This is a genomic window from Polynucleobacter sp. Latsch14-2 (genome assembly GCF_018881925.1).
Lineage (GTDB): Bacteria > Pseudomonadota > Gammaproteobacteria > Burkholderiales > Burkholderiaceae > Polynucleobacter.
Genome location: NZ_JACVPL010000013.1, coordinates 19,864 through 44,114, shown reverse-complemented (window position 1 = coordinate 44,114; position 24,251 = coordinate 19,864). Strand labels below are relative to the sequence as shown.

Annotated in this window: 16 protein-coding genes and 2 tRNA genes; 5 read left to right on the top strand and 13 right to left on the bottom strand. The window is 45.7% G+C overall.

All coding sequences use genetic code 11. From position 1 onward, the window contains the following. Positions 1-9: 9 nt before the first annotated feature. Positions 10-144: a superinfection immunity protein gene (locus tag ICN46_RS12155; protein WP_216208393.1), complete on the top strand. Its 135-nt coding sequence runs from the start codon at positions 10-12 to the stop codon at positions 142-144. A gap of 193 nt (positions 145-337) precedes the next feature. Continuing rightward, entirely contained in the window at positions 338-2,923 is a 2,586-nt protein-coding gene (locus ICN46_RS10365) for a bifunctional aconitate hydratase 2/2-methylisocitrate dehydratase (protein WP_216208389.1), read from the top strand. Positions 2,924-3,019: 96 nt separating this feature from the next. On the opposite strand, the gene ICN46_RS10360 is transcribed toward ICN46_RS10365, so the two are convergent. From ICN46_RS10360 to ICN46_RS10350, 3 genes are read right to left on the bottom strand one after another with little or no spacing between them, the layout of a single operon-like run. Continuing rightward, positions 3,020-3,787, bottom strand: coding sequence for a spermine/spermidine synthase domain-containing protein (locus tag ICN46_RS10360; RefSeq protein ID WP_255538841.1), 768 nt, complete (start codon positions 3,785-3,787; stop codon positions 3,020-3,022). A 3-nt stretch (positions 3,788-3,790) separates the two neighbouring features. After that, a complete protein-coding gene (purL, locus tag ICN46_RS10355; protein WP_216208386.1) occupies positions 3,791-7,828 on the bottom strand; it encodes a phosphoribosylformylglycinamidine synthase in 4,038 nt (1,345 codons plus the stop codon). A gap of 21 nt (positions 7,829-7,849) precedes the next feature. After that, entirely contained in the window at positions 7,850-8,530 is a 681-nt protein-coding gene (locus tag ICN46_RS10350) for an ABC transporter ATP-binding protein (protein ID WP_216208382.1), read from the bottom strand. Between the two features lie 29 nt (positions 8,531-8,559). On the opposite strand from ICN46_RS10350, the gene ICN46_RS10345 reads away from it, so the two are divergent. After that, positions 8,560-9,216, top strand: coding sequence for an arylesterase (locus tag ICN46_RS10345; RefSeq protein WP_216208379.1), 657 nt, complete (start codon positions 8,560-8,562; stop codon positions 9,214-9,216). Between the two features lie 9 nt (positions 9,217-9,225). Here the strand turns inward: ICN46_RS10345 and ICN46_RS10340 are convergent, their stop codons facing one another. The 9 genes from ICN46_RS10340 to ispD form a co-directional block, all read right to left on the bottom strand. Next, the gene (locus ICN46_RS10340; protein ID WP_216208376.1) at positions 9,226-10,692 is read right to left on the bottom strand and encodes a peptidylprolyl isomerase; all 1,467 of its coding nucleotides are present in this window, start codon (positions 10,690-10,692) and stop codon (positions 9,226-9,228) included. A 91-nt stretch (positions 10,693-10,783) separates the two neighbouring features. Next, positions 10,784-10,859: transfer RNA gene (locus ICN46_RS10335), tRNA-Val, on the bottom strand. A gap of 104 nt (positions 10,860-10,963) precedes the next feature. After that, positions 10,964-13,396 carry an endopeptidase La gene (lon, locus tag ICN46_RS10330; RefSeq protein WP_216208373.1) on the bottom strand — a complete coding sequence of 811 codons (2,433 nt, stop codon included), beginning with the start codon at positions 13,394-13,396 and terminating at the stop codon, positions 10,964-10,966. Between the two features lie 180 nt (positions 13,397-13,576). Beyond that, positions 13,577-14,938, bottom strand: a complete 1,362-nt coding sequence (clpX, locus tag ICN46_RS10325) for an ATP-dependent Clp protease ATP-binding subunit ClpX (protein ID WP_216208371.1) — start codon at positions 14,936-14,938, stop codon at positions 13,577-13,579. A gap of 36 nt (positions 14,939-14,974) precedes the next feature. After that, the gene (gene clpP / locus ICN46_RS10320; protein WP_216208367.1) at positions 14,975-15,604 is read right to left on the bottom strand and encodes an ATP-dependent Clp endopeptidase proteolytic subunit ClpP; all 630 of its coding nucleotides are present in this window, start codon (positions 15,602-15,604) and stop codon (positions 14,975-14,977) included. A 19-nt stretch (positions 15,605-15,623) separates the two neighbouring features. Continuing rightward, positions 15,624-16,961: a trigger factor gene (gene tig, locus ICN46_RS10315; protein ID WP_216208364.1), complete on the bottom strand. Its 1,338-nt coding sequence runs from the start codon at positions 16,959-16,961 to the stop codon at positions 15,624-15,626. Positions 16,962-17,017: 56 nt separating this feature from the next. Beyond that, positions 17,018-17,104 (bottom strand) — tRNA-Leu (locus tag ICN46_RS10310). Positions 17,105-17,290: 186 nt separating this feature from the next. Beyond that, the gene (ispF, locus tag ICN46_RS10305; protein WP_216208362.1) at positions 17,291-17,797 is read right to left on the bottom strand and encodes a 2-C-methyl-D-erythritol 2,4-cyclodiphosphate synthase; all 507 of its coding nucleotides are present in this window, start codon (positions 17,795-17,797) and stop codon (positions 17,291-17,293) included. Between the two features lie 23 nt (positions 17,798-17,820). Next, positions 17,821-18,567: a 2-C-methyl-D-erythritol 4-phosphate cytidylyltransferase gene (gene ispD, locus ICN46_RS10300; protein ID WP_216208360.1), complete on the bottom strand. Its 747-nt coding sequence runs from the start codon at positions 18,565-18,567 to the stop codon at positions 17,821-17,823. A 23-nt stretch (positions 18,568-18,590) separates the two neighbouring features. On the opposite strand from ispD, the gene mfd reads away from it, so the two are divergent. Together mfd and serB are read left to right on the top strand one after the other, a co-directional pair. Then, positions 18,591-22,133 (top strand): transcription-repair coupling factor, encoded by a 3,543-nt coding sequence (gene mfd, locus ICN46_RS10295; protein ID WP_216208357.1) that lies wholly within the window; start codon positions 18,591-18,593, stop codon positions 22,131-22,133. A gap of 197 nt (positions 22,134-22,330) precedes the next feature. Next, on the top strand, positions 22,331-23,047 hold the full coding sequence (gene serB, locus ICN46_RS10290) for a phosphoserine phosphatase SerB (RefSeq protein WP_370625537.1): 717 nt from the start codon (positions 22,331-22,333) through the stop codon (positions 23,045-23,047). 1 nt (position 23,048) lies between these two features. On the opposite strand, the gene ICN46_RS10285 is transcribed toward serB, so the two are convergent. Beyond that, positions 23,049-24,233, bottom strand: coding sequence for an acetyl-CoA C-acyltransferase family protein (locus ICN46_RS10285; protein ID WP_216208351.1), 1,185 nt, complete (start codon positions 24,231-24,233; stop codon positions 23,049-23,051). Positions 24,234-24,251 lie beyond the last annotated feature (18 nt).

Sequence of the window (24,251 nt, the reverse complement as noted above, 5' to 3'; positions counted from 1 at the left end):
ATCCTGAAAATGCGCCTAATATTTGCAGTTCTGATCAGCGTTATTTCGCTCTTTTATTTTCTGCCATTTGCGATTGCTTTTAATAGAAAAAGGGCTAATACGGGTGCAATTTTTGCCCTAAACCTATTTTTGGGTGGTCTTTAATTGGCTGGGTACTCGCCTTGATTTGGTCGCTTAAAGATGAACAGGTTATTTAAGCCCTTTTTTGGGTCATTTTGACGAAATTCAGTAGTAAATCCATATCCAGAGTAAGCCCAAGGATTTACAATGATGATGATCGGGAACGCTTTCCCGCTTGGTCTTTTCTGTTGATAACACTTACCCCATAGGAAATACGATGTTAGAAGCCTACAACGCCCATGTTGCCGAACGCGCAGCCATTGGCATCCCAGCCCTTCCACTCACCAAGGATCAAACAGCCCAGCTGGTTGAACTATTAAAAAATCCTCCAAAAGGAAAAGAAGCCGAGCTTGTAGAGCTTATTACCCACCGCGTTCCTGCTGGCGTTGATGACGCTGCAAAGCTAAAGGCTGAGTTTTTAGATTCTGTTGCCAAAGGTAGCGCAAAGTCGCCGCTTATTTCAAAATTGATGGCAACCGAATTATTGGGCACAATGCTCGGTGGCTACAACATCAAGCCATTGGTTGATCTGTTGACAGATGCTGAATGTGGCGCCGCTGCCGCAGAAGCGCTCAAGAAAACACTGCTGATGTTTGATTATTTCAACGATGTGCAAGAGCTTGCTGAAAAAGGCAACGCAAACGCTAAGGCAGTTATGCAAAGTTGGGCCAATGCTGAGTGGTTCACCAGTCGCCCTGCCGTCCCGGAAATCATGAAGCTCACTGTATTTAAAGTTACTGGTGAGACCAATACAGACGATCTTTCTCCAGCACCTGACGCGTGGAGTCGCCCAGATATCCCATTGCATGCAACGATCATGCTAAAGAATCCTCGCCCAGGTATTGAGCCAGACGAGACTGGTATTCGCGGGCCAATGAAGCAAATCGCCGCTCTACAGAAAAAAGGCAATCAAATTGCCTATGTAGGCGACGTTGTTGGTACAGGGTCCTCACGTAAATCGGCTACTAATTCTGTACTTTGGTGGACTGGTCAGGACATCCCCTTTGTACCAAACAAACGTTTTGGAGGCGTCTGTCTCGGTACAAATATTGCACCTATTTTCTTCAACACAATGGAAGACTCTGGCGCCCTGCCGATTGAATTAGATGTTTCACAAATGAATATGGGTGATGAGATTGAGCTTCGCCCTTATGAAGGCAAAGTATTTAAAAATGGTGCTGAAATCACTAGCTTCTCCCTCAAATCACCAGTCATTTTGGATGAAGTTCGTGCAGGCGGTCGCATTCCGCTGATCGTTGGTCGCGGCCTGACAGCTAAGGCACGTGCCGCACTTGGTTTGCCAGCGTCAACTGAATTCCGCTTACCAGTTAGCGCGCCTGACAATAAAAAAGGTTTTAGTTTGGCGCAAAAAATGGTTGGTCGTGCTTGTGGTCTGCCTGAAGGCACAGGTGTTCGCCCTGGAACTTATTGCGAGCCACGCATGACGACTGTTGGCTCTCAAGATACTACCGGTCCAATGACTCGCGATGAGTTGAAAGACTTGGCTTGCCTAGGATTCTCATCTGACCTCGTAATGCAGTCCTTCTGCCACACTTCTGCGTATCCAAAACCAGTCGATATTCGCACACAGCATGAATTACCGCCATTCATGACCAATCGCGGTGGCGTTGTATTACGCCCAGGCGATGGCGTAATACATAGCTGGTTAAACCGCCTCTTGTTGCCCGACACTTGCGGCACTGGTGGCGATAGCCATACTCGTTTTCCAATTGGTATTTCGTTCCCTGCTGGCTCAGGCCTAGTAGCGTTTGCTGCTGCTACAGGTGTTATGCCTTTGGATATGCCTGAGTCTGTATTGGTTCGCTTCAAAGGCAAAATGCAACCCGGCATCACCCTGCGTGATCTTGTGAATGCCATTCCTTTATATGCAATCAAAAAGGGTTTACTGACCGTTGAAAAACAAGGCAAGAAGAATGTTTTCTCAGGTCGCATTTTGGAGATTGAGGGTCTACCAGACCTGAAAGTTGAACAAGCTTTTGAATTGTCTGATGCCTCAGCTGAACGCTCTGCTGGTGGCTGTACCGTTCATCTCAATAAAGAGCCGATCATCGAGTACATGCAGTCAAACATTACTTTAATGAAATGGATGATTGCGAATGGCTATGAAGATAAGCGCACATTGGGTCGCCGCATCAAGGCTATGGAAGCGTGGATTGCAAACCCACAACTCCTCAAGGCTGATGAGAATGCTGACTACGCTGAAATCATTGAAATCAATATTGATGAAATTAAAGAGCCTATTCTTGCTTGCCCCAATGACCCAGATGATGTCAAAGTATTATCGGAAGTTGCTGGCGAGAAGATTGATGAAGTGTTTATCGGCTCCTGTATGACCAATATTGGCCACTTCCGTGCTGCAGGTCAGGTATTGCAAGGCAAAAAGGACATGCCTACGCGTTTGTGGGTTGCACCTCCAACCAAGATGGACGCCATGGTCTTGATGGAAGAAGGCTATTACGGCATGTTAGGTGCTGCAGGTGCACGGATGGAAAGCCCTGGTTGTTCATTATGTATGGGTAATCAAGCTCAAATCCGTAAGGGTTCTACAGCCGTCTCTACCTCGACACGTAACTTCCCTAACCGCTTAGGTATTGATACGCGCGTATTCTTGGCTTCTGCTGAGCTGGCTTCTGTTGCAGCTTTACTGGGTCGCTTACCTACCCCTGCTGAGTACTTGGAGCAAGTGCAGGCTCTGAATGCTAAGTCTGCCGAAGTTTACAAGTACATGAGCTTTGACAAGCTGAAGTCATTTAGTGATGTTGCGGATACGGTAACAATCTAGTACATTGAATTCTCCCCATCGTTGTTGGGGCGTAAAAAAGGCGATCATCTGATCGCCTTTTTTAATGCTTCACTCAAATTATTTATTGAGAATCCATTAAATAGAAAGCTTGCTTTCCTGGCGGGCATTTTCTCGAGCTATGCCCGATACCCAAGTATTTGTTGGTAAGCCAGTCTTTTCGAGAATTAGCCTTGCCCTCTTAGATACTTCCTTCCACTCAACCTCAAGTTTAGGGCCTTTAAATGCAATAGCCACAACATTACAATCATGTGACTCAGGAAACAGTAAGACTCTATTAGAAAAAGCTTCACAAATATTTTGCAGGTTAATATCAAAACTTTTGTGTCGCGAAAAGAGATTTACTGTCATTACACCTGGAGACTTGAGTAAGCTGTAACAACCTTTATAGAACTCTAGTGAGCTCGCTGCTGGGCCGTCACAAATTGCATCATAAAGATCAACTTGAACGGCATCATATTGATTTTTTTGCTTCTGAAGTTGAACGAATGACTTTGCATCGGCTTGTAACGTTTCCAAACGTCGATCATCATCCGGAGTAAAAAACATGCTCCGCGCAGAAACAATCACTGCGGGATTTAATTCGACAACAGTTGTTTTGACGGCAGAGCAGTAACGATGTTGGAATTTAGTTAGGGCACCAGTACCAAGACCCAATTGGGCAACACGCATACCGGGCTTAGTTTCAAGAAAGAGCAACCAAGCCATCATCTGCTGGTTATATTCCAGATAGATTTCATCTGGATCTCGAATACGCATTGCACCTTGAATTAATTCGCTACCAAAATGCAAATATCGCACGCCGCCACTTTCAGAAAAGGTAACTGGCTCCATACCTATGGGCATATCTTAATCTGCCCAGCGACGCGCATTACGGAATAGACGCAACCAGGGGCTTGCCCCACCTTCAATATTGAGCCACTCTGGAGGGCACCAGCTCATTTGAACTGAGCGAAATACTCGCTCGGGATGAGGCATCATCACCGTGAAGCGACCATCGGGGGTGGTAACTCCAGTCAACCCCTCAGGCGACCCATTTGGATTCATTGGGTAAGTTTCTGTTGGATTGCCGTGATTATCCACAAAGCGTAATGCCGTCAACCCCTGGTTCAGCAGGCTCACTAAATTGCCCTGCTGACTAAAATTTGCAAAACCCTCTCCATGAGCAATAGCAATTGGAAGTTGACTACCTTCCATACCCTGCGTAAAGATCGATGGTGAAGCCAAAACTTCAGCCATTACCAAGCGTGCCTCATACTGCTCTGATTGATTACGGGTAAATTTTGGCCATGCATCTGCGCCAGGGATAATCCCCGAAAGATTGCTCATCATCTGACAGCCATTGCATACTCCTAGTGCAAAACTATCTTGGCGAGTGAAGAAGGCGGAAAACTGATCACGCAATTGCTGATTAAATAGGATGGTTTTAGCCCAGCCCTCACCGGCACCTAAAACATCGCCGTAGCTAAAGCCACCGCAGGCAATTAAACCGCGAAAATCCTGCAGTCTTGCCTTGCCAGAGAGCAAATCTGACATATGCACGTCATAACTGTCAAAGCCAGCCCAATTGATAGCGTAGGCCATCTCAACATGGGAGTTAACGCCCTGCTCCCGCAAAATTGCAACTTTCGGCCTTATATTTTTGTGAATAAAAGGAGCTGCAACATCATCAGACGGATCAAATGTCAGTTTTGGCGACATCCCAGGATCCGTTGGGTCATCAAGCAATTGAAATTCACTATCAGCACAAGCTGGATTGTCACGTAGGCGCGCAATTTGATAGCTAGTATTGGTCCATAACTTTTGCAGGACCTCTCTAGGCTCGGCAAAGATATTTTTTGCATCACGCCAAATTTCAATGCGGCCATTAGCATTCGGTTTGCCGATCACATGACTAAATGCACTCAGACCGAGCTTGCGCAGGATTGCAAATACAGCATCCCGATCAATTCTGCGCACCTGAATTACCGCCCCTAATTCCTCATTAAATAGGGCGCGTAGTGTTTGTTCATGGCGGCGTCCTGAAATCTGCTGCGCCCAATTTTTGGCATCACCATAATCCGACTCCTGGTCAACATCAACTGCAATCATGTCCACATTAATGGAAATGCCGCAATGTGAAGCAAATGCCATTTCAGCTACGCAAGCAAATAAGCCACCATCAGAGCGATCGTGATATGCCAGAATCTGGTGTTCCTTGCGCAGTTCAATAACGGCAGAGGCAAGAGCGTTTATGTCTTCAGGATAGTCAACATTGGGCGCAGTCTTACCCGATTGATTTAACACTTGGGAAAGGATGCTGCCGGCCATGCGATTTTTACCGCGACCAAGATCAATCAGAATTAATTCAGTGTCCAAGGCGATACCGTCAGCATCTTTGGTCTGCAAGGTGGGAGTTAATGTTTTACGAACATCTATGACAGATGCAAAAGCTGAAATAATTAAGCTAACTGGTGAAACAACTTTCTTGGACTGATCACCATCACGCCATTCTGTAGCCATGGATAAAGAATCTTTCCCGACTGGAATTGAAATTCCCAATGCTGGACAGAGATCCATCCCGATAGCCTGAACAGAATCATAGAGCTTGGCATCTTCACCAGCCAAACCGCATGCCGCCATCCAGTTTGCGGATAGCTTTACATCTTGCAGGCTGTTGATATCGGCAGCCAATAAATTAGTTAAGGCCTCACCGACGGCCATCCGCGCAGCCGCTGGAGCATCAATCACGGCCAGGGGAGTTCTCTCACCCATAGTCATTACTTCACCGCGATAACCTTTGTAATCCATCAGTGTTACAGCGCAATCAGCAACGGGAACTTGCCATGGGCCGACAAATGGATCGCGCGAATTTAAGCCGCCAACAGTTCTATCGCCGATAGTAATCAAAAAAGATTTACTTGCAACGGTGGGTTGCTGCAATACCCAGGCGATGCACTGCGCCAGATCAACATCAGTCACATCAAGCTCTGAAAAAACTTGGTTTAGTCGAATCACATTGCGATGCATGCGCGGTGGCTTACCAAGCAGTACTTCCATCGGCATATTAATTGGGAGAGCTGCATCGGTGTTAGGGTCTTGATTTGAATCGCTTAACTGAAGCTGACGTTCGGTCGTAGCTTCGCCAACCACAGCGAACAAACAGCGCTCACGCTCACACAAAGATTTAAATAATTCCAAATCTTTTGATTCAATCGCAAGAACATAACGCTCTTGTGATTCGTTGCACCAGATTTCAGCAGGACTCATACCACTTTCTTCAAGTGGAATATTCCGCAATTGAAATTGTGCACCCAAGCCAGCACCATCTGCTAGTTCAGGAAAAGCATTAGATAGGCCGCCTGCACCCACATCATGGATAGAGACAATCGGGTTTTTCTCCCCCATTGCTCGACAGGCATTAATCACCTCTTGCGCGCGGCGTTCCATTTCTGGATTGCCGCGTTGAACTGAATCAAAATCTAAATCTGCCGTATTAGTACCGGTAGCAACAGAGCTACCAGTTGCGCCACCCATTCCGATACGCATACCAGGACCACCTAGCTGTATGAGTAGATGCCCAGCCTTAATTGGCTTCTTGTGCGTGTGAATAGAATCAATACTACCAATGCCCCCAGCGATCATGATGGGTTTGTGATAACCACGACGAATGCCGCCTAAGGTTTGCTCAAAGACGCGGAAATAACCACCCAAGATAGGTCGACCAAACTCATTATTAAAGGCAGCACCACCCAAAGGACCATCTATCATGATTTGCAAAGGAGTAGCAATGCGTTCGGGCTTGCCATACTTTTCACTTTCCCACGGTAAATCTGTACCAGGAATGTTCAAATTGGAAACGGAAAAACCGGTAAGACCCGCTTTCGGTCGACCACCAATTCCAGTTGCCCCCTCGTCCCGAATTTCTCCCCCAGCTCCTGTAGATGCGCCGGGAAAAGGTGCAATCGCCGTTGGATGATTGTGGGTCTCAACTTTCATTAAGGTGTGGACTAAGCGTATATCTTTTTCATAGCGCTGATTGCCGGCTTGGGGAGCCCAAGTTTCAGATTCGCACCCTTCCATAATGGCGGAGTTATCCGAGTAAGCAACAATCGTACCTTCAGGTCGTAATTGATGCGTGTTCCGGATCATCGCAAACAATGAGCGCTCTTGATCCTCGCCATCAATAGTCCAAGATGAATTAAAAATCTTGTGGCGACAATGTTCACTATTAGCCTGGGCAAACATAATGAGCTCAACATCACTAGGATTACGCTCCAAACGAATAAAGTTCTCAGTCAGATAAACAACTTCGTCATCAGATAACGCAAGTCCAAGCGTTTTATTAGCATTATCTAGCGCAGCCCTTCCATCCGATAAAACTGGAATGCGTAACAGCGGACGATCTGCCAAGGTTTGGTACAAGGCTTCTGCTTCAACGGGATTATGGATAACAGACTCAGTCATACGATCATGGATGGTCGCTAAAATAATGTCTGTTTGAGCTTGTGTTAATTCATGTTTTGACTGCCATGCAAATTGAATGCCACGTTCAATCCGCAAAATATTTAAAGCGCATTGACGCACAATGTCAGTGGCTTTACTTGCCCAGGGCGATACTGTTCCAAATCTGGGAATAACTACAGCAACTTCTTGAAGCTTAGAGTCTTTGCTAAACCAAGATTTACGCGCACTTATTTTTGATGTGAATGGCTGACCGTAAGTCAAAAGACTTAAAAGCAGATCTTGATCTTTTGTAGCCAACTCTGATTCAGACCAAGAAAAATGGAGATATTGAGCTTCAATGGCGTCAAGCTCTACCCCTTGAGCTTTTAATAGTGCTAAAAGTCGCTGTTGGCGGAAGGTTGAGAGGGCATCGGCCCCTGCTAAGGAACGGAAAAATGACATTATTAGATTATAAGGTTTTGATTAGACCAATCGGCCGGCATGAAGGTGTAGCCGTCTAGCGCAGTGAGCCGCCAGCGCTTGGTCATGTGTCACCAAGACCAAAGTTGAGTTGCACTCCTGATTAAGTTCGAATAAGAGCTCAATCACCCGTGTACCACTGGCCTCATCCAGACTGCCGGTGGGCTCATCGGCAAATAGAATAGCCGGCTTATTAATAAAGGCCCTAGCTAGAGCTACACGTTGCTGCTCCCCTCCTGAGAGCGTATTTGGAAAGTGCTCAAGCCGGTGGGATAAACCAACTTTATCTAGCCAATATTGAGACTGGATACGGCAATCCTGTAAGTCCAAGCCCGAAATCTCAGCGGGCAACATGACATTCTCAAGTACATTAAGGTGAGGCAGCAGTTGAAAAGATTGAAAAACAAAACCAGTATATTGACTACGTAGCTTGGCTCGACCGTCTTCGCTTAATGTATTAAGACTTTGCCCCATCATGCAGACCTCACCAAGCGTTGGCGTATCAAGACCCGCCAAAAGACTAAGGAGTGTGCTTTTTCCGGAGCCGGAGCTGCCGATAACGGCAACGCTTTCACCAGCCCCTATCTCGAAGCTAATGTCGTGCAAAATAGGTAAAACATCATTGTTGGTAAAAACAGTTTTACCAAGTTTTTTAGCGCTAATTCTTGTAAGCGAACCGTCCATGTTGTATTTTTTATACCGATCTTAGAATCATGAAGCTATTGCGAAAAGCCTGTAAACCGCTGTGTAAATCCATCTTTGTAGGTCTATTTTGCCTGTTTCTGGGATTTAGTCCTGCCGTACAATCAAATCCGGTCATTTTGGTCGTCGGCGATAGTCTTTCGGCTGAGTATGGGTTGCCACGTGGCACTGGCTGGGTAAGCCTACTTCAGCAGCAGTTAGCAAAAGAGTCTAGCAAATGGGGTGTATTTAATGCGAGTATTAGCGGCGAAACAAGTTCTGGGGGCTTGTCACGCATTCAAGATCTTTTGACTCAAAAAAATCCAGAATTAGTTTTGCTTGAACTTGGGGCAAATGATGCACTGAGGGGGCTACCGATCATGGAGACGGAAAATAATCTACGCAAAATGATTCAAATGTGTAGAAAGTCTGGAGCAAAGGTAGTGTTGTTTGGAATGCAGATACCGCCCAATTACGGTCAACAGTACGCCAAGCAATTTCGTGATCTATACCCCACCCTAGCAACACAAGAAAATATAGTTTTATTGCCGTTCTTTTTGAACGGGATTGCCGGCAAATCATCACTATTTCAAGAGGATAGGCTTCATCCAAATGTAGAAGCTCAAGCTATTCTCTTTAAAAATGTATGGGGTGCAATAGCCCCATACAAAAAAATGCTGATAAATTAGGCCAATCTATTAACTACCGGCACTACCTGAAGCAGTAGACTTAAGAGGATTAATGAATTTAACAGCGCTGGCATCACGCCAATAAGCCATAAATCCTGCAAATTCAGATTGGGCGCTCAATGACTGAATTTGTTGCGCCTGAGCTTTGTGAACTTTGTCATCACCACCAGAAGGTTGTCGGACCTGAACAACTCTGTAGAGACTTACGCCCACACCGGGATTAAATACCGATATAACTGCTGGCAATTTATCGGCATTTACTGACATTACCTCATCCATGGCTTGACCAACCAAGTTGCCAGGCTTATTACGTGAAACCCATATGGGGCTAGCAAAACCAGTGGAATTTTTAGGGTCTTTTTGAAGGGTGGCGTAATATTCGGCTGCTGTGGTGCTAGCTAATTTTTCAGCAGCACGCTGACCAACTTGTCGCTTTACTTCAGCAGCAACATCATTAAATGGCAAAGTTTGGGCCGGATGAAAAGTAACAACTCGGGCGGAAACGAAAACGCCAGGGGCTACTTGAACAGCCTCAATATTGCGTTTATTTTTTAGCGCCTCATCTCCAAACAAAGACTGGATGACTTTGGGGTTACTCAGAGGATGGTCTTTAGTTAAGCCTGCAGTCCCATTGCGCGTTACATTCTTTTGGGACTGAATTGATAATTTTAATTTATCAGCGGTAGGCTTCAAGCTATCTGATTGGTCATAAGTCATGTTAGCGAACTGATCCGCCTTCTCACCAAATGCTTTTGCATCCCCCTTAGGATCGGCTTTGAGCACAATAAATTCGACATCAATAAATTCTGGGCTCTCAAAGAGCCTGGTATTGGCATCGTAAAAAGCCTGTAGCTCTTGCGAAGTGGGGTTTACCTTGCTTAGGTAGTCTTTAGCGTTAAATTGCAATAGCTGTACTTCTCGCTCTGTTTCATAGAGGGATGAAATGGCTTCAGAAATTTTTGGAGTAGCAAGCTCTGTACGGGCAACCGAACCCACCAATTGCTGGATTTTTAAATCAAAACTTTGACCAGCATAGAACTGCTCTTCACTTAAACCATTATTTGCTAAGAGTTGCTTAAAACGCTGCTCATCAAAGCTGCCATCGGATTTATACAGCGCCCGAATTTGCGGGATATTCTGCAAGCTCTTAATCAGTGCATCTTTACCAACCTGCAAACGGAGGTCATTTACAGCAAACCCCAAAATGCGCTGTTGTAATAATTCATTCAGAATGGCTTGACGAAATTCAAGGCTTTGGGCAATTTGTACGCTACCACCAACTCGCTCCGCTTGACGCTTGGCTGCAGAATCTACTTCTTGAACAGTAATGGCTTTTCCGTTGATCTTTACTATATCGGTCTCTTTATCCATAAAACCGGAGTAACCAGATATCCCGAACATGACAAAGGAGGGAACGATCAGGAGCATCAATATGAGTTGAAGAATCTTCTGATGCTTACGTACGGTATCAAACATGAGTTAGTCGCTAGGAAATGAAGTCAATGATGTGAGTGTACTAGGCGTTGGTATCTAGAGCAGCTAGCTAGCCTAAAAGCGATGAAGAATTTGGTGGGCGCTGAGAGGCTCGAACTCCCGACATTCTGCGTGTAAGGCAGACGCTCTACCAACTGAGCTAAGCGCCCCAAAAAATACTACAGGTGAGATTGTACCTCAAACAATTGGCAAAGCCAGGGTTCCCTTATCTAGTCATCTAAAAAGAAGGCATTGATCCAGGAGCCCTTGCGAACTAATGCTTGAGAACGTCAGTACCAGCTGATTTTTCATTTGCCTTGGTTGCCTCTGCAGCCCTTTTGGCAAGCTCTTCAGGCGTTGGATCAGGCAGCGCCTCGGGCATACGTTCTAGAGCAAGCTCAAGGACTTTATCAATCCAACGAACTGGGACAATCTCGATTGCATTCTTGACGTTATCTGGAATATCAATTAGATCTTTAACATTTTCCTCAGGAATGAGAGCAAGCTTAATCCCGCCGCGATGGGCTGCCAATAGCTTTTCTTTTAACCCCCCAATTGGCAATACCTCACCCCGCAGGGTAATTTCTCCAGTCATTGCGACATCAGAACGAATGGGAATGCCAGTGAGGACGGAAACTAAGGCTGTTGTAATAGCAATACCGGCTGATGGACCATCTTTTGGTGTTGCGCCATCCGGAAAGTGAATATGAATATCCTTTTTCTCAAAAGAGTCATCAGCAATGCCCAAACGTCTAGCACGCGAACGAACGACAGTGCGGGCAGCTTCAACCGATTCCTTCATGACATCGCCGATAGAGCCGGTACGTGTAATAACACCTTTACCAGACATTACTGCGGCCTCAATTGTCAATAAATCGCCGCCAACTTCAGTCCAGGCTAAACCCGTAACCTGACCCACCTGGTTTTCTTTTGCTGCTAAACCAAAGTCGTACATGCGAACCGATAAGAACTTCTCAAGATTATCTGCATTGACGGAAATCGGAGCGGACTCTTTCTTGAGCAGTAAAAGCTTAACCACTTTACGGCAAATCTTACTAATCTCGCGCTCTAAAGAACGCACACCTGCTTCGCGGGTGTAATAACGAATTATGCTGCGGACGGCACTTTCCTCAATCTTTAACTCTTCCTTTTTCAAGCCGTTATTTTTGATCTGTTTGGGAATGAGGTAATTGACGGCAATGCTTGTCTTTTCATCTTCTGTATATCCAGCCAGGCGAATAATTTCGAGGCGATCTAACAAAGGGCCTGGAATATTTAAAGAGTTAGCCGTTGCAACAAACATCACATCAGAAAGATCAAAATCAACTTCAACATAATGATCTTGGAACGTATGGTTCTGCTCCGGATCTAAAACCTCTAGCAAAGCACTTGCAGGATCGCCACGGAAATCCATACCCATCTTGTCCACTTCATCTAGTAAGAACAGTGGATTGCGGACCCCAACTTTAGTGAGGCTCGTTAAAATCTTTCCCGGCATAGATCCTATATAGGTGCGACGATGACCACGGATTTCAGACTCATCACGCACACCGCCCAACGCCATACGCACGAACTTACGATTAGTGGCGCGAGCAATCGATTGGCCCAGGGAAGTTTTACCAACACCAGGAGGGCCAACTAAGCAAAGGATTGGGGCCTTAACACGATCAACGCGCTGCTGAACTGCGAGATACTCCAAAATGCGTTCTTTAACTTTGTCCAAGCCATAGTGATCTTCATTCAATACTTTTTCAGCATTGGTGAGATCATTGTTAATCTTGTTTTTTTTCTTCCAAGGTAGATTGACCAGTGTGTCAATAAAATTCCTAATCACTGTTGCCTCGGCAGACATTGGAGACATGAGCTTCAGTTTCTTTAACTCTGACTCCGCTTTCTTGAGGGCCTCTTTGGGCATGCGGGCCGCTTTAATGCGCTTCTCAAGCTCCTCGAGATCAGCCCCCTCTTCACCCTCGCCCAGCTCCTTCTGAATCGCCTTCACTTGCTCGTTGAGGTAGTACTCGCGCTGACTCTTTTCCATTTGACGTTTAACACGTCCACGAATACGCTTTTCAACTTGCAATATATCAATTTCACTCTCAAGATCAGCCAGCAAACTTTCAAGCCTTTGAACAACATCCGTCATCTCTAAGAGTTTTTGCTTTTGCTCTAGCTTGACAGGCAAGTGCGCGCAAATGGTATCAGCTAAACGGCTGGGATCGTCAATGCCGCCCAAAGAAGACAAAATCTCTTGAGGGACCTTTTTATTAAGTTTTACATATTGATCAAATTGAGCCATGATTGCACGACGCAAAGCTTCAGTTTCATGGGCATCTAATGTGTCGATGGGCGTCGGGCTCGCTTCACAGGCAAAGTAGCCCAGACTATCCTCAACTTGAGTAACTTCTGCACGCTGAACACCCTCAACCAGCACTTTAACGGTGCCATCAGGTAATTTAAGCATTTGCAAGATGCTCGCAATACAACCTACCTCATAGAGGTCACCAACACTCGGCTCGTCCTTAGCGGCCGTCTTTTGCGCCACCAACAAAACATTTTTACCGGTTTCCATTGCGGCTTCTAAAGCCTTGATAGATTTAGGGCGACCCACAAACAGTGGTATCACCATATGAGGAAAGACAACCACATCCCTGAGAGGGAGCAATGGCAGTTGAATCGGTTCAGAGGGTAGTAATAAGTGGCCAGGCATAGGGCAAATCCTCCAAAGTAGTCAATTCTCGAAATATCACTATTTATTCAAAAACACTAAATAGGGACATTATTTATGGGTAGCATAATACCTATATGGGCATATGCAGAGAAAAAACAAGGGGGTGAAATGCTAAAAATGCCCGAAAATCTGTAGAAATCAACAAAAAAACCTTAAAAATTAAGCTTTTTTGATTAAATCTTCATTTTCTACATCGTGCTTGTATACCAAGAGTGGTTTTCCGCCCTCCTGAATGCTTGACTCATCGATAACAACCTTTTGGACATTTTTCAAGGAAGGCAAGTCGTACATCACATCCATTAGGGAGCCCTCAAGAATTGATCTCAAACCGCGTGCACCAGTTTTGCGTGCAATGGCCTTTTTAGCAATAGCTGATAGCGCCTCAGCGCGGACTTCAAGCTCTGCACCCTCCATGGTTAAAAGTGCCTGAAATTGCTTTACAAGCGCATTTTTTGGCTCGGTCAGAATCTGTATCAGAGCCGCTTCATCTAGCTGAGCCAAAGTAGCAAGCACCGGCAGACGACCAATTAATTCCGGAATTAATCCAAATTTAATCAAATCTTCAGGCTCAACTTCAATCAGAAGATCACTAATACCTCGATCATCCTTTCCTGGAACGGTAGCATTAAAGCCAATACCAGTTTTTGCGGTGCGCTGCTGAATAACTTTCTCAAGACCGTCAAACGCGCCACCACAGATGAAAAGGATATTGGTAGTATCAACTTGCAAGAAGTCTTGATTTGGATGCTTGCGTCCACCTTGAGGCGGAATGGAAGCCATTGTGCCCTCAACCAATTTCAGCAGTGCTTGCTGCACGCCCTCACCTGATACATCGCGGGTAATAGACGGGTTATCGGACTTACGAGAAATCTTATCGATCTCATCAATATAAACAATGCCACGCTGAGCCTTTTCAATGTTGTAATCGCAGGCTTGTAGCAGCTTTTGAATAATATTTTCTACGTCTTCTCCAACATAGCCCGCCTCAGTTAAGGTCGTGGCATCAGCCATCACAAAAGGGACATCAAGCATGCGGGCAAGGGTTTGGGCTAGCAGCGTTTTTCCAGATCCAGTCGGTCCAATTAGCAAAATATTACTCTTGGCAAGCTCAACGCCATCAACCATTGCTTTCGCAGGCTTTTTGGATTCTTTTTTTTCTGTGGCCTCGGTGGGTTTGCCGTCTTTATCTAACTTCTCTTTTTTGGGTTTAGGCAAATACTGTAGACGCTTGTAATGGTTGTATACAGCTACTGCCAAAGTCTTTTTAGCGTGATCTTGGCCAATAACGTATTGGTCTAAATTCGCACGTATCTCATGAGGCGTGGGAAGGGCATCATCACCTTCCGCCTTAGGCAGTTTGGCAATTTCTTCTTGAATGATGTCTGTGCATAAATCGATGCACTCGTCACAAATAAAAACCGATGGACCGGCAATCAGCTTTTTAACTTCGTGCTGACTCTTGCCGCAAAACGAGCAATACAGTGTTTTATCTGAACTGGCTGAAGGGGTTGTATCACTCAAGAGGGATGCCTAATAATGGTAAGTTATATAGAAACGTTAAGGACGCTTTTCAATAACTTTATCAATCAAGCCATAGTCACGTGCCTGCTCAGCTGACATAAAGTTATCGCGGTCGGTATCTTTGGCAATCGTTTCAATAGATTGCCCTGTACGATCAGCCAATATTTGATTAAGACGTTCACGTAGGTACAAAATTTCACGCGCCTGAATCTCAATATCCGAAGCTTGTCCACGCGCACCGCCTAAGGGCTGATGAATCATCACACGAGAATTGGGTAAGGCATAGCGCTTACCCTTTTCTCCAGCGCAGAGCAGGAAAGCACCCATGCTCGCAGCCATACCCATGCACAAAGTACTGACATGTGGCTTTATAAATTGCATAGTGTCGTAGATAGCAAGACCAGCTGACACAGAACCGCCTGGTGAGTTGATATACAGAGAAATTTCTTTGTCGGGATTTTCACTCTCAAGAAATAACAATTGGGCAATAACCAGATTGGCAGTTTGATCATTGACCTCGCCAACTAAGAACACTACACGCTCCCTTAGTAACCGGGAGTAAATGTCGTAGGCGCGCTCACCTCGACCAGAGGTCTCGATTACCATAGGAACCAAACCCAAAGCTTTTGGCTCTAAACTCTCAGAGTGGAAATGATTCTGGTTCATGTCATTGCGCCTTATTTAATCAATTTAATTTGCTAAGTTCTTCGAAATTCACAGCCTTCTCATTGACTTTAGCAAGAGAAGTGAAGTACTTGATAACATTGTCCTCAAGCACCAAGTTCTCAATATCTTTGAGGCGACTTGGGTTGCTATAGAACCAGCGCACCACTTCTTTCGGGTCTTCATAGGTGGCAGCCTGTTCATCAATCTCTGCCTTAATTTGATCGGCTGAAGCCTTCAAATCTTTTTGCTTTACAAGGTCGCCCAAAATTAAACCAAGGCGCACGCGCTTAGTAGCTTGCTCCACAAACATTTCAGCTGGAATGGGAGCGTCTTTCGCATTCGGAATCCCGCGTTGCATTAAATCCTGACGCGCAGACTCAACCAAACGTTCTTGCTCAGAAGCAATCAATGATTTAGGAACATCGAGCTCACAGTGTTTATCAATTTGATCCATCACTTCATTCTTCAGTAAAGATGTGATGCGACGCTTTACTTCGCGATCCAGATTTTCCTTCACTTCTTCACGCATCTTAGTAACGCCACCTTCCGTGACACCTAAAGACAATGCAAAGTTATCATCAACCACAGGTAAATGCGCCCAATTAACTTTCTTTACTGTGATTGTGAAATCAGCAGTTTTTCCAGCAACATCTTTACCATGGTAATCAGCCGGAAAACTTAACGGAAAAGTTTTACTCTCGCCAGTTTTTAAGCCAAGTGTTGCAGCCTCAAATTCTGGGAGCATGCGACCTTCACCTAGCACATACTCAAAATTCTCAGCCTTGCCGCCAGCAAACTCAACGCCGTCGATTTTGCCAATGAAATCAATGATGACTTGATCGCCCGCTTGTGCTGCAGTATTTGCTCCGCCATCACCATGCGGGCCAGCTTCGCCGCGTGGATGGTAATGCACTTGCTGTTTACGCAAAACGTCCAGTGCGCGATCAATCTCGGCATCAGCAATAGTGGTTGCGTATTTAGTTACTTCTGCTTTAGTAAAGTCGCCGATTTTTACTTCTGGCAATACTTCAAAGTAGGCATCAAAAATAATCTTATCTGCACCTAGCTCGCTCTTGGGCTCAAGCCGCGGTTGACCGGCTAACTGGATACCTTCTTTTTTGCTAAGTTCAAAAAATAGCTCAGATGCCTTGTCAAATTGGATTTCGAAATCCACTTGCATGCCATATTGTTTCTCAACGATGCTCTTAGGAACCTTACCAGGACGGAAGCCAGCCATTTTCATAGTCTTGCCTACCTTGGCTAACTGCGCTTCACGTGCTTTGGCCAAATCGGCACGAGCAAATTCCAAGGTCATTTTGCGGTCTAGTTGACCTAAATTTTCTATCTGCAAAGCCATTCTCGTCTCTTAATTAAAATCAGGGTATGTGAAGTCCAAGCCAAGTAGCTAACTTGTGGTGCGAGGAGGGGGACTCGAACCCCCACACCATTTCTGGCGTCAGGACCTAAACCTGGTGCGTCTACCAATTTCGCCATCCTCGCGATCTCCGCAAACGCTACCGAGCTTAAACTTCACTCTAAAGACCCTAATTCTACAATGCCCAGCGTATTTAGAGGGAGCTTACGCTGTTGAGCGACCGAGGAATGGGTCTGACTGCGGTCTAAATAAGGCTATTGATCTGGTAAATGAGCTATAAATAGGCGCCGCCCCTTGAAATCTAGAGGGTATCAAGCCTTGTAAAGCAAGGCAACGGCGTGAACAGCTACCCCCTCACCTCGCCCAAGATGACCAAGACCCTCGTTCGTCTTTGCCTTGAGATTTACATGACTTGCAGTCACTGCTAAATCTTCAGCAATGTTACGGACCATTGCCGGCAAGAAGTTTGCAAGCTTGGGGTTTTGGCAAATGATGGTGGCATCTACATTTCCAATATGAAATCCAGCAGCCTGGACTTTTTGTAATGCAGCACGCAATAAAATTCGACTATCCATATCCTTATAGCGTGGATCATTATCTGGAAAAAGTTGTCCAATATCGTTTAAGCCAGCTGCTCCCAACAAAGCATCAGTTAATGCGTGCAATAAAGCATCTGCATCGGAATGGCCCAGTAAGCCGAGTTCATATGGAATGTGTACCCCACCTAAAATTAGCTTTCGGTTGGCAACCAATGCATGGACGTCATAGCCCTGTCCGATACGAAATTGCGGAATATGCGGTGAAGGTGTAGAGGCCATTCGTTCTTGATGTATATGTATGATTATTGGTGAACTGACTGGAGAAGTAATTCCATTAATGCCCAATCGGCTGGATGTGTAATTTTAAAATTGCGCATGGCGCCTTCAATGAGCAGAGGATTGACGCCCGCCAACTCCATAGCGCTGGCCTCATCCGTAATGTCTGCCTCTAGGCGGATGCCGTCCGCTAGAGCATCGTGTAATTTTTTTAAAGGAAACATCTGCGGAGTTTGCGCTTGCCAGAGATGATTGCGGGAGACAGTTTTCTTTGCGTGAGCGTAATTACCGGCAATTGGGGTGTTTAGATCGGCAAGTTTTAGGGTGTCGGCAACGGGCAAAGCTAACAATCCACCTACATTTGTAATAGCTAGCGCTTGGATTAATTTGCGAATAAGGTCGGGAGAAATACCAGGGCGAGCAGCATCATGAACTAATACCCAGTCAGACTCTGGAATACCTGACTGCATCATTGCCTCCAAAGTGTTGCGAACAGTTTCCTGGCGGGTAGGACCGCCAGTAGGTAAAAAATGTAGTGGTTTATCAGTTTCTACCAAATGGCTCAAAATAGGATTGTCAATAAAACCTGGGTTAATGCCCACCCAAACAGACTGGATTTCAGGTGTATGACAGAAAGCATCTATGGCATAGGCCAACATAGGTCTGCCCGCCAATTTTTGGAACTGTTTTGGAAGATTACCGCCCATACGCGATCCAGAGCCTGCTGTGGGTAGTAAAGCATGGCATTGGGCTGATTGACTTTCAGAACTCATGCCTGATTCTATAATGAGCGCAGATGTCTGATGCATTAAATCCAGCACCCCCCATACCCGCTCCCCGGGTTGGGCAGCGCTTTACCTTTTCAGGGTTGATTGGCTCAGCAGATGCAGCCCTCATAGCCCAATCCGCCCTGAAGTACCGGAATCATTTTTCCGTCATGGTGATTTTTTGCGCTCAAGCGCAAGATGCGCAGAGGCTTTTAGAGGAAATTCCCGCTTTTGCACCAAAACTCAGGGCTAGGCTATTGCCTGATTGGGAAATTCTTCCGTACGATCATTTTTCCCCCCATCAGGACCTGGTTTCAGAGCGTTTAGCTACGCTATATGAGCTCCTTAATGGAAGTTGTGACATTGTCCTAGTTCCCGTTACAACAGCACTCCAAAGACTTGGTCCGCCAAATTTCTTGTCAGGCCATACTTTTTTCTTCAGGCAAGCTGACAAGCTAAATGAAGCAGCCTTAAAACTACAGCTGCAACAGGCTGGGTATGACCCTGTCAGCGCAGTAATGCGTCCGGGTGAATATAGTATTCGCGGCGGCTTAATTGATTTATTTCCGATGGGCTCCAGCCTCCCCTATCGCCTTGATTTATTCGGTGATGAAATAGAGCAAATTCGGGCATTTGATCCAGATACGCAACGCAGCCTATACCCCGTTAAAGAGGTACGACTGCTGCCGGGTCATGAGTTCCCATTTGATGACAATTCCAGAACAGCATTTCGCAGTCGCTGGCGAGAGGTGTTTGAGGGAGACCCAACGCGTTGCTCGATTTACAAAGATGCAAACTTAGGAATACCTAGCGCCGGGATTGAGTCCTACCTCCCGCTCTTTTTCGATGAATCTTCGAATTTATTTGATTATTTTCCTCGCGCTGGGGATCCGGTCTGGCTATTAAGCGTTGGTGATGTCGAGGAATCGATTCAGGGTTTTTGGAAAGACACTATACAGAGATATGAATTTTTAAAACATGATCTCGATAGACCTATTCTCCCCCCCAAAGAATTGTTCTTAGATGCGGATGAGTTCTTTATTCGACTCAAGTCCAATGCTCGCTTAACCCTCACGCGCGACAGCACTGATGCCAGCGAGTTTTTACCCGTTCCAGACATATCAATACATCGACGTGATGCAGACCCGGTTAATCAATTGCGCAATGCTGTAGCGCAAGAAGCTGTTCGTGTTCTGATATGCAGCGATAGTGCTGGTCGAAAAGAATCTATCCGCCAATTACTTGATGAAAGTAATAGTGTTATTGGGCAAGATGGTAAAAACCTTTTTCCACTTAAGCCTGATAACTTCGAGAGTATTGATGATTTTATAAAGAGTGATTCTTTATTTGGTTTAGTAACTGCATCGCTTTTTAATGGCTTTTCTTGGCCATCTCAAAACTTACTCATCATCACTGAGGCCGAATTATTCACCGCGACTGCGCGACAGCGACGCAAGAGTGCTGGCAGTGAAAGTGCCGATCCCGACATGCTATTTAAGGATCTATCGGAGCTCAAGATTGGTGACCCAGTAGTACATGCTGACCATGGTATAGGTCGCTACCAAGGTTTGGTCCTTCTTAATATAGCGCCACCAAAAGAAATGCCTATATTTGAAGAGTTTTTGCATCTTGTCTATGCGCGCGATGCTACGCTTTATGTACCAGTACAGCAATTGCAAATGGTGACACGTTATGCTGGATCAGATCCTGATTCAGCACCATTACATCAACTGGGGTCTGGTCAGTGGGATAAAGCTAAACGTAAAGCAGCCCAACAAATTCGCGATACTGCAGCAGAGTTGCTGGCACTTTATGCGGCTCGAGCAATTCGTAAAGGTCATGCCTTTGAATATTCAGCCCATGACTATGCGGCCTTCGCTGAGAGTTTTGGCTTCGAAGAGACTCCAGACCAAGCAAATGCTATTACAGCGGTTATTGGCGATATGACCAGTGGTACGCCCATGGATCGCCTGGTTTGCGGCGATGTGGGTTTTGGTAAAACTGAAGTGGCATTGCGAGCAAGTTTCATCGCAGTTATGGGTGGCAAGCAAGTAGCCATTTTGGCTCCAACCACTCTATTGGCCGAGCAACATGTTGCCACTTGGAAGAATCGATTTGCAGATTGGCCCGTTCGCATAGTTGAGCTATCCCGCTTCAGAACCGCAAAAGAAATCAACGCAGCGCTTGAGGCGATTTCAAAAGGTGCCGCAGACATCATCATCGGAACACATAAACTCCTCTCAAAAGAAACCCAATTTTCTAACTTAGGATTAGTGATTGTTGATGAGGAGCACCGCTTTGGGGTGCGTCAGAAAGATGCATTAAAGGCCTTACGTGCCGAAGTCGATATCCTCACATTAACAGCAACGCCTATACCAAGAACGCTAGGCATGGCAATGGAAGGACTGCGTGAATTCTCTATCATTGCGACTGCGCCCCAAAAACGCTTAGCAATTAAAACTTTTGTGCGTCGCGAAGGTGATGGCGTTATTCGTGAAGCAATATTGCGTGAGATTAAGCGCGGCGGACAAGTTTACTTTCTACACAACGAAGTTGAGACTATTGAAAATCGTAAGCATGCCTTGCAAGAGCTTATTCCTGAAGCTCGAATTAGTGTTGCGCATGGTCAGATGCATGAGCGGGAACTCGAATCAGTGATGCGAGAGTTTGTTACGCAGCGCACTAATATTTTACTGTGCACCACTATTATCGAAACTGGTATTGATGTTCCAACTGCTAACACCATTATCATGCACCGGGCTGATAAATTCGGTTTGGCCCAGCTTCACCAATTGCGCGGTCGTGTTGGTCGCTCACACCATCAAGCCTACGCCTACCTCTTGGTCCCCGACCCAGAGGCACTAAGCAAACAAGCCCAACTGCGTCTCAATGCTATTCAAGCAATGGAAGAGCTTGGATCTGGTTTTTACTTAGCCATGCACGATTTAGAAATTCGTGGCGCCGGCGAAGTGCTTGGCGATAAACAGTCGGGTGAAATTCACGAAATTGGTTATCAGCTCTATACCGAAATGCTCAATAGAGCAGTTAAATCATTAAAGAGCGGCAAGGAACCAGACCTGCTTTCACCATTGCAGGCTACAACGGATGTTAATCTAGGCGTTCCCGCCCTTTTGCCCGAAGCATACTGCCCCGACGTTCATGAACGGCTATCACTTTATAAGCGTTTTGCAGGTACCAATGATTTCTCTGAGTTAATGGGATTGCGTGAAGAGTTGGTTGATCGCTTTGGAGACCTTCCGGAACAAGCGAAATCTTTCTATGAGACGCATCGACTGCGCCTAGAAATGACAGGATTTGGTATTAAGAAAATAGATGCAACTCCAATCTCCATACAGATTCAGTTCATACCGAACCCGCCTATTGATCCAATGAAAATTATTCAGCTTATTCAGTCTTCTAAATATATTCAACTCAATGGACAGGATAGATTGAAGGTGTTACCTCAAAAAGAGCGTGATTTTGAAAAGCTCGAGCAGCGGGTAGAGCATATTCGCAAGATACTCAGGAGCCTAAATGAATCAGCCATGCTCACAAGCTCTGCTATCAATTAACCAGCCACTCGGATTATGATCGAATAATGTCGTCACACTTAACCCTAGTTTCCATATCAAACTATCCTATTTCAGAGGATTTGGGTCCTGCCCTGTCAAAACATGCCAAAGTCTTAGGCATTGAATTTAAAGTTAGCCAAAATCCAACCAGACATTCTAAATATTTCTCAGCACGATGGACATCATCAACGTCGCTTATGCCTGAAGCTCGAGTTGCGATGCGCGACATTGCCGCTACATATTCTGCGGACCTTGCTTTTCTTTCCCCGGGTTTCATATCGCAAGAGCTGAAAGTGCTTGCGATGGATATGGATTCAACATTAATCAATATTGAGTGTATTGATGAAATTGCTGATTTCATTGGCAAAAAAACAGCCGTATCTGATATCACAGAGGCAACGATGCGTGGTGAAATTAAAGACTTTAAAGAGAGCTTGCGACGTAGGGTTGCTCTCCTAGCTGGTGTTTCTGCAGATGTATTGGAGTCAGTTTATAGGGAGCGACTGCAACCAAATCCTGGCGCCACAGAACTCTTGGCGGGTGCAAGTCAACGCGGGCTCTATACGCTACTTGTATCAGGTGGTTTTACGTTCTTTACAGATAGACTTAAAGAGCAGCTTGGGTTTGAGCAAGCCCAAGCCAACACATTGGAAATCATCGATGGCAAACTTACCGGAAAAGTTCTAGGTGATATTGTTGATGGTGCAGCAAAAGCGGCATATTTGCATGGCGCTTGTACCATCATGAATTGCAATAAAGCTAATGCAATCGCAATCGGCGATGGCTCAAATGATTTGCCGATGATGGATGGCGTGGGTATCAGCATTGCCTATAGAGCAAAACCGATCGTAAAAGAAAAAGCCGACGCGGCTTTTGACCTCGTCGGCTTGGATGCTGCTTTGTTACTATTTTAGTTTATAGACGCTCGAAAATCGTTGCGATTCCCTGCCCTCCACCAATACACATGGTCACGAGAGCGTACTTGCCGTTAACACGATGTAACTCATGAATAGCCTTAGTGGCAATCGCCGCGCCAGAGCAACCAATTGGATGACCCAAAGCAATTGCCCCGCCATTCACATTAGTTTTAGCAGGATCCAAACCTAAACCTTTGGTTACTGCCAATGCTTGGGCTGCAAAAGCCTCATTAGATTCGATCACATCAATTTGATCCAACTTTAAACCAGCACGCTCAAGAGCCAGCTTTGTGGCAGGAATTGGCCCTTCACCCATAATGTGGTTTGGCACCCCAGCAACAGCGTAAGACACTAAGCGAGCGATCGGCTTATGGCCAGCTTTCTTAGCTGTTTCAGCATCGGCCAACACAAAAAAGGCCGCACCATCATTAATACCTGAGGCATTACCTGCCGTTACGCTACCACCTTCTTTTTTGAAGACCGCTTTCATCTTCGCCAAAGTTTCCATTGTTGTATCTGGCTTGCAATGCTCATCAGTATCAAATACAACATCACCCTTACGGGTTTTAATCGTAATAGGGACAATTTGAGATTTAAAGCGACCCTCTTTAATGGCATGCGCCGCACGTCGATGCGACTCTACTGCTAAAGCATCTTGCTCTTCGCGTGTTAATTTCCATTTCTCTACAAGATTTTCTGCTGTAACGCCCATATGACCAACGCCAAACGGATCGGTTAGAACAGAGACCATTAAATCAAGCATCTTGGTATCGCCCATCCGTGCACCACTGCGCATTGCTGGAGAACCATACATACCGCGTGACATAACTTCAACACCACCGCCAATACCGTAGTCGCAGTCACCTAGCATAATTTGTTGGGCAGTAGTTACGATTGCTTGCAAGCCAGAACTGCACAAACGATTTAAAGCCATCGCAACAGATTCCATTGGAAGGCCGGCCTGAATAGAGGCTACACGAGCAACATAGGCATAGCGACTGTCTGTGGGAATCGTATTGCCGACAGTGATGTAATTGATTAAAGCTGGATCCACACCGGAGCGAGCTACGGCCTCTTTCATCACAATGCCACCGAGTTCAGAGGGCTCCAAACTACTGAGTGAACCATTAAAGGTGCCAATTGCGGAACGCACCGCACTTAATACAACGACATCACGACTCATATTAATCCCCTTAGCAGA

Bases quoted from the DNA above. Each gene is read 5' to 3' on its own strand.
- ICN46_RS12155 (WP_216208393.1), top strand. From the start codon at position 10: ATGCGCCTAATATTTGCAGTTCTGATCAGCGTTATTTCGCTCTTTTAT.
- ICN46_RS10365 (WP_216208389.1), top strand. From the start codon at position 338: ATGTTAGAAGCCTACAACGCCCATGTTGCCGAACGCGCAGCCATTGGC.
- ICN46_RS10360 (WP_255538841.1), bottom strand. From the start codon at position 3,787: ATGCCCATAGGTATGGAGCCAGTTACCTTTTCTGAAAGTGGCGGCGTG.
- purL (WP_216208386.1), bottom strand. From the start codon at position 7,828: ATGTCATTTTTCCGTTCCTTAGCAGGGGCCGATGCCCTCTCAACCTTC.
- ICN46_RS10350 (WP_216208382.1), bottom strand. From the start codon at position 8,530: ATGGACGGTTCGCTTACAAGAATTAGCGCTAAAAAACTTGGTAAAACT.
- ICN46_RS10345 (WP_216208379.1), top strand. From the start codon at position 8,560: ATGAAGCTATTGCGAAAAGCCTGTAAACCGCTGTGTAAATCCATCTTT.
- ICN46_RS10340 (WP_216208376.1), bottom strand. From the start codon at position 10,692: ATGTTTGATACCGTACGTAAGCATCAGAAGATTCTTCAACTCATATTG.
- lon (WP_216208373.1), bottom strand. From the start codon at position 13,396: ATGCCTGGCCACTTATTACTACCCTCTGAACCGATTCAACTGCCATTG.
- clpP (WP_216208367.1), bottom strand. From the start codon at position 15,604: ATGAACCAGAATCATTTCCACTCTGAGAGTTTAGAGCCAAAAGCTTTG.
- tig (WP_216208364.1), bottom strand. From the start codon at position 16,961: ATGGCTTTGCAGATAGAAAATTTAGGTCAACTAGACCGCAAAATGACC.
- ispF (WP_216208362.1), bottom strand. From the start codon at position 17,797: ATGGCCTCTACACCTTCACCGCATATTCCGCAATTTCGTATCGGACAG.
- ispD (WP_216208360.1), bottom strand. From the start codon at position 18,567: ATGAGTTCTGAAAGTCAATCAGCCCAATGCCATGCTTTACTACCCACA.
- mfd (WP_216208357.1), top strand. From the start codon at position 18,591: ATGTCTGATGCATTAAATCCAGCACCCCCCATACCCGCTCCCCGGGTT.
- serB (WP_370625537.1), top strand. From the start codon at position 22,331: ATGCCTGAAGCTCGAGTTGCGATGCGCGACATTGCCGCTACATATTCT.
- ICN46_RS10285 (WP_216208351.1), bottom strand. From the start codon at position 24,233: ATGAGTCGTGATGTCGTTGTATTAAGTGCGGTGCGTTCCGCAATTGGC.